8 protein-coding genes are annotated in these 9,563 nt (G+C 39.2%); 2 read left to right on the top strand and 6 right to left on the bottom strand.

Features of this window, described 5'->3' with window-relative positions; translation table 11 throughout:
* Both V7659_RS27265 and argH read right to left on the bottom strand, forming a co-directional pair.
* A partial coding sequence (locus tag V7659_RS27265) for a Fur-regulated basic protein FbpA (protein WP_335543212.1) occupies positions 1 to 123 on the bottom strand: 123 nt, incomplete at its 3' end.
* 175 nt (positions 124 to 298) lie between these two features.
* Positions 299 to 1,828, bottom strand: a complete 1,530-nt coding sequence (gene argH / locus V7659_RS27260; RefSeq protein WP_335543211.1) for an argininosuccinate lyase — start codon at positions 1,826 to 1,828, stop codon at positions 299 to 301.
* Positions 1,829 to 2,293: 465 nt separating this feature from the next.
* Here argH and V7659_RS27255 point away from each other — a divergent pair, with 465 nt between their 5' ends.
* Both V7659_RS27255 and V7659_RS27250 read left to right on the top strand, forming a co-directional pair.
* Positions 2,294 to 3,214 (top strand): hypothetical protein, encoded by a 921-nt coding sequence (locus V7659_RS27255; protein ID WP_335543210.1) that lies wholly within the window; start codon positions 2,294 to 2,296, stop codon positions 3,212 to 3,214.
* Between the two features lie 5 nt (positions 3,215 to 3,219).
* Positions 3,220 to 3,954, top strand: coding sequence for an SH3 domain-containing protein (locus V7659_RS27250; RefSeq protein ID WP_335543209.1), 735 nt, complete (start codon positions 3,220 to 3,222; stop codon positions 3,952 to 3,954).
* Between the two features lie 184 nt (positions 3,955 to 4,138).
* Here V7659_RS27250 and V7659_RS27245 read toward each other — a convergent pair whose 3' ends face one another.
* From V7659_RS27245 to V7659_RS27230, 4 genes are all read right to left on the bottom strand, one after another.
* A complete protein-coding gene (locus V7659_RS27245) occupies positions 4,139 to 5,344 on the bottom strand; it encodes an iron-containing alcohol dehydrogenase (RefSeq protein ID WP_335543208.1) in 1,206 nt (401 codons plus the stop codon).
* Between the two features lie 13 nt (positions 5,345 to 5,357).
* The gene (locus V7659_RS27240; RefSeq protein WP_335543207.1) at positions 5,358 to 6,779 is read right to left on the bottom strand and encodes an aldehyde dehydrogenase family protein; all 1,422 of its coding nucleotides are present in this window, start codon (positions 6,777 to 6,779) and stop codon (positions 5,358 to 5,360) included.
* The gene (locus tag V7659_RS27235) at positions 6,780 to 8,189 is read right to left on the bottom strand and encodes a hypothetical protein (RefSeq protein WP_335543206.1); all 1,410 of its coding nucleotides are present in this window, start codon (positions 8,187 to 8,189) and stop codon (positions 6,780 to 6,782) included.
* A gap of 207 nt (positions 8,190 to 8,396) precedes the next feature.
* Entirely contained in the window at positions 8,397 to 9,401 is a 1,005-nt protein-coding gene (locus V7659_RS27230; RefSeq protein ID WP_335543205.1) for a LacI family DNA-binding transcriptional regulator, read from the bottom strand.
* Positions 9,402 to 9,563 lie beyond the last annotated feature (162 nt).

Genomic DNA, 9,563 nt, shown 5'->3' with positions numbered 1-9,563 from the left:
ATACTCATATTCTAATTTGGACAGTGGCAGATTATAAAGCTGTTGATCTTCTTTGTTATATACGTTTAAAAAAATGAGTTTATTGATAAGTTTTTGCCGCTTTTTTTCCTCGTTTTTTCTCATCATAAACACTCCTTCAGTTTTTTAAATAGTTTTCCCTTGAAAAAACAACTTTAAATTCAGTCTCATTACATTTTTTTATTAGATTAATTTTATTATAAACCTATAATTCCTATGTGTAAAGTATGGATTAAAGTTAAATAAAAAAGGCACTCCAACATATTCAAATCATCAAGATTTAAATATGTTGGTTGTCTTCATCTGTTTTGCCCCACTGACTTGTTAGTTGATCAAGTTTTTCCATACAAACTTTAATTCGATTAACCTCTGTATAGTGTAAAGAAATATCGGACTGTAAACTAGCTTCTCTATCCACAATCGCCCGCTTCATTTCCTCCGGTGCCGGTCCGCCAGGAAGTGACCGAATTTTAACAAAGTGTTCTGGGTCCATTGCTGTGCGAATGACCTCCTCCGGTAAATTCAACGAAACTCCGCTAACTGCTATTGCCGCTTCATCTACGAGTACAGATGTGACATGAGTAGCATTCAGTCCCCTTGCCAAGGCAATTTTCACCACCTGGCTGGCTATGGAATGTGAGGTTCGGAACGGTATGTTTGCTTCCCTAAACAGCGTGTCTGCTAATTCCGTTATCGTTGCAAAACTTTCTTGGGCCCTTCTTTTTAACAGTGCTTCATTTACTTCAAGTGTTCCAACCACCACTTTTGTTAACCGAAATACTTGATCAATGAGGTGCAGGCCCTTCCATAAATACGGCTGAAGGTCATCCTCGGTATCGTTTATATCACCGTATGGTGTGTTATGTAACATTTGAAGTACGGTTTGAGCATTTCCAATACCGCTTGAGCTTAATGCACGAATATGCTCAAGTGAAACAGGATTTCTTTTCTGCGGCATAATGGAACTTGTTTGAACATAAGGGTCTGCCACTCGAATCGCTGAAAATTCCTGGCTGGACCATAAGAGAAGATCTTGGGAAAACCGTCCGAGATTGATAAAGGTTAATTGTATCGCTGTTGCAATTTCCCCTAAATAATCGGCTCCGCCAATTGAATCATAGGCACTCTTGATGATTTTCGGAAATCCTAATAGCTCTGCGACTGTTTTTCGGTCAATTGGAAATCCGGTCGTAGTGAGTGCCGCCGCGCCGAGAGGACTGGCATTGCATGTATCATAGGCTGCTTTTAATCTTTTCAAGTCACGGTCAACGACATCGTACATTCCTAGAAGATAATGGGAAAACGTCATCGGCTGGGCCTGCTGTGTGTGAGTATGCCCTAGGACAATGGTTTCCTTATAGGTGTCAATCACCCTCAAAAGAGTTTCTTGAAACGAGAGCAGCGACCGGGTGGCGATGAGAATCTTGTCCCTAAGAACCATCCTGTACATGGCCACACCCATATCGTTCCGGCTACGAGCAAGGTGCAAACTTCCACCCATTTCTCCGGCAACATTCATAATTTGACTTTCAACAAGGAAAAAAAGATCCTCATATTGTCCATCATAGGTGGATTGAAGAAGTTTCTCCTTATCAACTGCACAAATACCGGCTAGGATTCGGGAAGCATCACTCACCTGCAATAACCCTTGTTTCACCAGCATAATCAGGTGGGCTTTATGGATTGCCAGCATCGGCTCTAGTAAGGATTGCTTAGCGTGCTCATAAGCAGGTGCCAATACTACCTCTGAATAGGTCGCCCCTGGAAACTTCCGCCCTTCCTTTTTCAAAATGCGATCCTTGTTACTCATTACCAAACCCCCTATAAATCCCTAACATGGTTCATTCGATAAAAAGGCTTCAAGTATGAATAAAATTAATTGACTAGTGGACTTTTGAAAATAAAACAGGAGAAAAAAGTTTGCAATCTTTTGTTTATTTTATGTCTCCAGCCTTTTAATGTTAATAAAAAAAGCATGAACATTGTATGTTAATGCCATCGGTTGTCCGGGAGACAATTAATATTTTATTATATGTCACTAGTATTTATCCAATTACAAACTTGTATTGAAGTCAAATTCATTAGTTTTAGTAAATCTAATTCTATCAAAATACTGGTTCCAAATTCCTCACTTCCCACTTTTATATTACTTAAACTCCCTCAGTCCCCAATTTCTGCATAGATTTGAGGGCTTTTCTTCCACTTGTCTGCATAGAATGTAGACAAGGGTAAGTGATCTCTCAATGAAAATAGTTAACCTGGAGGGAATAACCTAATGCAATTTATTGAAGATGTTAAAGAAGTGAAATTTAGCTTTTTGGAAAAACCGCCTGCGTCGTCTATGACTTCTGCCTTTGTTTATGTTAATAATCACAACGAATACTATGCAGTTAAAAATGGAGATCGTTTGTCACGTAGTGAATTGCGGATTGGCAAATATAATAGGGTTTATACTGTCAATATGCAGCAGCAAACTATCACCTACAAGGAGGAAGTCCCTTCAGCAACACGAGGAAGAAGGTTTTCTGTCAATTTATTTATCGATATTGCCGTTGAACACCCCGAACGATTAGTTCAACAAAATGCAGGAGAAATTGGCAACATTTTTAACAATAATCTGCCCTTCTGGGTGGAGTCGGAAGCAAGATTTTTTCCTATTGAAGAGGATCTGAGTTTTGCCAGACATATTGAAGAATTTTTTCAAACCTCGCGATTGGTCAAGGTGTTAAGAGAGGCTGGTATTGTGGTTCGAAATGTTCGTGTTTTGATCCGGCAAGGTATTCGGGACCAGCGCCATGATGAGGCGATAGCCGATTTAGACCGGAACGCAGAACTATCCGCCTATCAAGAAGCTCTGGACTTGGAGGAAGCGCGCCGGATTTCGGCCTCGATTAAAGAAGCCCTTCAAGCAGGTGATTTTATCACTGCAGGGAAGCTTGGAGAAAAGAATGAAATGGCAAAGCGGTTAGTGGAATCGGAGTTTAGCCAAAATCAAGCCTTCAAATATGAGGTAAACAAACAACTTTTAAACTTGATCAATGATCACACTGTTAACCAGTTTGAGGCAGAACAAAGATTGGCCAAGCTAAAAAAACTATTCCCCTATCTCCCCGTCAATTTGGAAAACATCAATAGAAAAAAACAGATTGCTGGTCCAAGGAGAGAACTTTCATCCTATTTATATAAAGGAGATTAGCGATTGTGGAATCCATTTTAAGTAAGCTGTTTTGGATCTGGTCACTTATTTCTGTCCTTCCGGAATGGTTACGTATTTTTTTGGCCCTCTTTGTGGTGCTGCAGCTCGCAAGGCTGATTTTGTTGTACATGGTTCCTCCCTTCTTAAACTTGTTGTGCCGTTTGTTGAAAAAAATGCTTTATCCCATTTCTTACCCGATCATGGCACTTCTTTGCACGATTCAAAGAAGCCGGAGAGAAGCAGGAAAAGCTGGCATATCTGTTTGGATTGATATGATTGAAGGAATGTTTGCCTTGTTCGAAAGTTTTTTCAACAAAATCATTCAGTTTTTCATGAAACGGAAAAGGAATAGGACAAGAATTAAAAGATGGACCTTCTATTCTGCCACAACTTTAGTAATCTTGCTTACTGCAGCAATCATCAACAATCCAAGTGAGTGGTATACAGAAAAATGGCAGAAAGTTGAGATATGGTTAAACCAAGAACATGTGCACGTACAAGCATCCGTGGCTTCCCCTAATCAAAAAGAATTAATATTAAATAAGAAATATGAAGAAGGCGGAAATATTCGTGAAGCTCCCACACTAACCGCGCCTCATCTATACACTATTACAAATGGAGAAATAATGCACTTTTTGAATGAAGAACAAGTAGATTCCAAAGGAATTACTTGGCTAAAAGTTCAAACCGCAAACGGGATCGAAGGCTGGATTTCAGCCCTGATTGTCAGGGAAAAATAAATTGAGTGAAATATTTACCATCTTAGTGTCGCAATGAATGGAAAAATTTCCATGATTTAATGATCCTTTTTCCAGTTCATAGAACAACCTAAATAAGGTGAGCGGACTCCAATGGGTTAAGTCATAACTGATTTCATAAAAACTAGCAGTGCGAATTGAACCGCACTGCTAGTTTCATAAAACTTCAATTATGAACTTCAATCTTCCAATCTCTCGATTTTTCAACAACTTCTCCGTCGAATGCAGCTTTATAAATGGTATAGATATCTTCTTTTAATAAAGGCATTGGACTACGTGCTAAAATACGTTTTTGCTTAACCCCATCATTCGTTAAGCTTTCAAGAGCATCCTCTGCTATGTTAAATCCTTTTAAAGAAGATGGAATATTTACATCTTCTACTAATCTTTTTAATTCGGCTACACATCGATATGATGCTTCCTCTTGTGAAAGATTCGCAGAACTAAAGCCCATTGCATCGTAGATATCTTTCATCCGTTTTTCACAACTTTGGCGAATATAGCCAAATACATATGGAAGCAATACTGCATTTGAGTCACCGTGTGCAATGTGGAATTGGCCCCCGAGAGGGTAAGCTAACGCGTGAACACCAGCAACTCCAGCATTGAAGAAGGCAAGACCTGCAAGGTAACTTCCGTAGCTCATATCAGTACGAGCTTGTTTGTCTTGGCCATTCGATACAGCTGTACGGATCGAGTTGCTGATAAGGCGGATGGCTTGCAATGCTAATGCATCAGAAACTACACTCGCATTTTTAGAAACATAAGCTTCTACTGCATGTGTAAGTGCATCAACGCCTGTTGCCGCTGTTACTTTTGGAGGTAATGAAATCGTTAATGCAGGGTCCACAATCGCAACATCAGCCAATAAGTAGTCATGAGTTACAACATCTTTAGTGGTTTCTAAAGATAGAACGGAAATATTCGTCACCTCTGAACCGGTCCCTGAAGTTGTAGGAATTAAGATTTTAGGAAGACCTTTGTTTGTAATCTTTTTCGTACCTGTTAAGTTTAAGTAGTCTTCTACTTTACCTTCATGTGATGCTAATACCCCTGCAAGCTTTGTTAAATCTAACGCACTTCCCCCACCTACTCCAATGACCATGTCGAATAGATTTTCACGGGTGTAAGCAACCAATTTTTCTCCGATAGCTAAAGGGGGCTCCGGTACAACATCCGTATAAATTTCTGTTACATAGCCAGCTTCTTCAAGCGGATCTGTAACTTTATTTGTTAATCCAATATCATATAAGAACGGGTCTGTTATGACTAGAATCTTTTTCACATCGAAGCGATTTACTTCTTCTAAAAGGTGGGATAAAGAATCCCATCCGGTATAACTAAGTGGTGTAAAGGTAATTTTTTCAGACAATTTTGGTCACTCCTTAATTTTGATTCCAAACGACAAGTTTCGTTTCCGTCATTTCATGGATTGCATATTTTAATCCTTCTTTACCCGTGCCGCTTTCTTTTACGCCTCCGTACGGCATTTGGTCTACACGGTAAGTTGGAATATCGTTAATCATGACACCGCCTACTTCAAACTCTTTTGAAGCTTTGAATGCCGTTTGGATGTCATTTGTGAAAATCCCTGCTTGCAGCCCATAATTTGAATCATTAATGGCTTCGATTCCTTCTTCAACAGAGGAGATACGATTTACAACTACAATCGGTGCAAATACTTCCTGGCAAGATACTTTGAGTGTAGAGTCTACATTCGTTAAAATCGTCGGCAAGAAGACTCCATTCTCAATCTTGCCGCCTGTCACGATTTCAGCACCATTTTGGACAGCTTCTTGTACCCAGCTAAGCGCCCGGTCTTGTTCATCATGATTGATCATTGCGGATATATCAGTTGTCTCTGCAAGTGGGCTCCCAATGACTAACTGCTTAGCAGCGGCTGCAAATTGCTCGATAAATTCATCAAATAATTCATCCATTACATAGGTACGTTGTAATGAGATACAAATCTGTCCTTGATTTGAAAAAGCACCAGTAACACATTTTGGAACGATTTGGGATAAATCAACATTCTTGTCAATAATTAAACCAGCGTTCGAGCCTAGTTCAAGAGCAACTTTTTTAAGTCCAGCTTTGTTCCGAATACCGATGCCCACAGAAGGACTTCCAGTAAAAGTAATCATTTTTACTTTTTCACTGGTCACCAATGCATCACCAACGGTTCTGCCACTACCGGTTATGACATTAAAGGCACCTTTAGGCAAAGCCGTTTGATCAATTAATTCAGCTAGAAACAGTGCTGAAAGAGGTGTTTGTGATGCCGGCTTAAGAATGATTGTATTTCCGGCCGCAATCGCAGGTCCCACTTTATGTGCGACAAGGTTTTGCGGGAAGTTAAATGGTGTGATTGCCCCAATGACCCCAATTGGCTGCTCAATGGTGTAACCAAAGCGATTTGCTCCATTTTTCGCAGCATCCATTGGAATCATTTCTCCCGTTAATCGTTTGGCTTCTTCAGCCGCAAACTTATAGGTTTCAACCGTACGATCGATTTCCCCTAATGCGATTTTCATTGGCTTTGCCGCTTCTAACGAGATAATTTCAGCCGCCTTTTGTCGATTTTCAATGAATAGCTGTGCAATATGTTCTAAAATCGCAGCACGCTCATAGGCAGTTAGTTCTTCCATTTGTTTTCTTGTATTGTAGGCAATCTCAATGACTTGTTCTACTTCCTCACGTGTTGCTTGTGGAATTTTAGCGATTACTTCTTTAGAGTAAGGTGAGTGGAGATCTGCAAATTTCTCTGCAGTCTTCCATTCACCGTTAACGTAATATTGCTTTTTCATTTAACTTACCTCTTTCATTTCTTCATTTTTAGATGTCTCCAACGAATCTTTAACAAACGTATGATCAACTTCTCCTTTGAAGAAGTCTTTACCATAAATTAAGAAGCAAAGCAGGATTCCTACTGCAAATGCCCATGAAGCACCTTTGATGACAAGGAGGGCAGCCACGATTCCAGCTATTCCTAAATCACGCTGACTCCGCGCCTGCATGATCCCAATCCGGACACTTACGTAACCTTGGACAAGCAATGTCAAAGCTAAAGCTACACCTAGAATCGGTTGAACTAAGCTTACGATTGGCAATAATAAAAGGGCTGTATTTGTACCCCAACGGAAAGATCCAATTCCTCCAAAAAAGGAATTCATCGCTTTTTTTCCTTCTTTAAAGCGTTCAATGGCGACAACCTGCATCGCAGCCCACATTGGACCACACATCGTAATATCAGGACCAATCATACTCATCAGTGTGTTTCTTCCACCAAAAATTAAATGTGCTCGGTTTGGATTGTAATCCACTTTTTCATCGGTTCTTATGGCATCGGATTCAGAAAGCAATGCTTTCGTTTTAAGAACATCACCGAAAACTACTAGGTAAGTAGCCAGCACGGCAGGGATTGCTTTTAGAAAAAAAGCAACAGCCGGAAATCCTAATCCGAAAACAGTATACTCCGCAAACAAGGTCGCAAAATCTGGTTTACTAAATCCCCATTGAATATCTGGCCAGTTTGCTTCTCCAAATAGCGGAGCAACAAAAACGGCGAGAAAAATAGCGGGTAGAATGCCAAGATTACCTAATAGTGTAAATAAGAATCCTTTATTATTTTTTCTAATCCGTTCAAATGACTTGGAAAAAGTAAGGAAAAAGGCAAATCCAATACAAATCGAAATGGTGAACGGGAATTTTTCAAATTGTCCGCCTGCTCCAAAAACGGAAGTGACTGCTCCAATACCAGCCCCAAGTATGATTCCTGTTTTAATTGCATTTGGAACCATATAGACAACTTTACTTGCTAAGCCGGTAATACCCAAAATGATGGATAATATACCTAATGTTAACTGAAAGGCGACCAGTGCATAAACTCGATCAGGCCCTTCATCAAATTGAGTAACAAACAAGACAATCAGCGGAATGGCCGGTGTAATCCATCCTGGAATTACAGGATCACCTAAAATATGGTGAAATAAATAAAGGAGCCCATTTAATACAACAACCGCTAAAGCAACCTCAAATGGCATATGTAAATGTTGGCCTAATAGAGTAATAGCCCCCAAGTCTACTGCACACATTAATAAACCTTGAACATAGTCTGGCCATTCAAACCGGTAATGAATAAAAGGCAGCCTGATTTTAAAAGGACCCGCTGGCATGTATGGTGATTCTTCACCATGTGGACGATTTTTCCATTTCATAAAATAATTTCTCCCCCTTTTTCGTTTGTAATCCCTTACATTCCACCGAATATACTACCCCTTTGTATATTCAGTTTCATGAATACGTAACCATTTTTGAGAAAAGCAAAAAAATTCTGGTGTTCCTTTCCTGCAAAGGAAAGGTGGAAGAAGTTAAAGTTAGAATGGTTACGTATTCATTTTTCTGCAAATAAGAAATAAACAAGATTATTGTTTATTTTCTATTTTTCTAGTTGTTCTTCTGTTAAATATTTTAACAGGTTCAGTTATTTGAATGCAATAATTTTTTTTATTTTCTATCATTTCAATCAATTCAGTGATTGCTAAGAGTCCTAGATTTTCCTGTGAGATACTGCCTACTGTCGTCAATTGAATCAAACCATGCTGACTTATGTCTACGTTATCAATCCCAATGATACTTAAGTCATCCGGTACTTTGAAATCTTCACATATGGCATCGTCTAGCAAATTTAATGCCAGAGAATCCGCACCAGCACAAATGGCCGTAGGGCGATGCTCCAGTTTCATTAAGCGTTGAAAAGCAGCAGAAATATCTTGTTTAGAAGTATCCGTGTTGAAGATATATGGTTCAGACAATGGTATTTTATAATCTTTGATTGCTTGAAGAAATCCTGAATAACGGTTGTTAAATGAGCTGATTGTCAAAGGTCCGCCAACCCATGCAATGGTTTTATGTCCTAGCTCAATCAGATGTTTTGCCGATAAATATCCTGCCTCAAAATTGTCAATTTCAACAAAGTTTTCATTTTTTTTATGTTTACGATTGTAGGTAATGAATGGAATATCCATTTGTTTGAGCTTTTCAAATATCGGATCATCAATCAAAATACACGATAGAATGATACCATCCACTTTATTTTCAAAAGCAGCTGCATATGCTTCCGGCAGTTTTTCATCGTTTACATACTGGACGTTTACACGGTACCCCTTCTCATTAGCGTAGGTGATAATGGCGGATGTGGTATCGACAAAAAACGGGTTGTGCAGTGGTCCGGATAAGAGGGCTATCGTATTTGTTTTATTTTGCACAAGGGAGCGTGCTTGTGCATTCGGTATATAGTTTAAATCGTTAATGGATTTCATCACTTTATCAAGAGTAGGCTTTTTCACTAATTCTGGCGTATTCAATACACGTGAGACAGTCGTTTGAGATACGCCTGCGTGTTTCGCGACGTCTTTCGATGATACCAAGGCGTTGCCTCCTTTTATGACACATTTTACAATTTTAATAATTATTTTTCCTTACTATTACTTTACATATTTGTTTGATGTTGATAATACAACAAATTAAACAATTGTGCTATAAGGTTTAGTCTTTTTTACTCTTTTCTCAGTAATTTTTTATTTTGTCTT

The sequence above is a fragment of the Neobacillus drentensis genome, assembly GCF_036966985.1.
GTDB classification, from domain to species: domain Bacteria; phylum Bacillota; class Bacilli; order Bacillales; family Cytobacillaceae; genus Neobacillus; species Neobacillus drentensis_E.
The sequence above is the reverse complement of the archived record's forward strand: the minus strand, read 5'-3'. Positions and strand labels throughout refer to the sequence as shown.

Excerpts from the sequence above, each read along its gene's own strand:
- argH (WP_335543211.1), bottom strand. The coding sequence starts at position 1,828 with ATGAGTAACAAGGATCGCATTTTGAAAAAGGAAGGGCGGAAGTTTCCA.
- V7659_RS27255 (WP_335543210.1), top strand. The coding sequence starts at position 2,294 with ATGCAATTTATTGAAGATGTTAAAGAAGTGAAATTTAGCTTTTTGGAA.
- V7659_RS27240 (WP_335543207.1), bottom strand. The coding sequence starts at position 6,779 with ATGAAAAAGCAATATTACGTTAACGGTGAATGGAAGACTGCAGAGAAA.
- V7659_RS27235 (WP_335543206.1), bottom strand. The coding sequence starts at position 8,189 with ATGAAATGGAAAAATCGTCCACATGGTGAAGAATCACCATACATGCCA.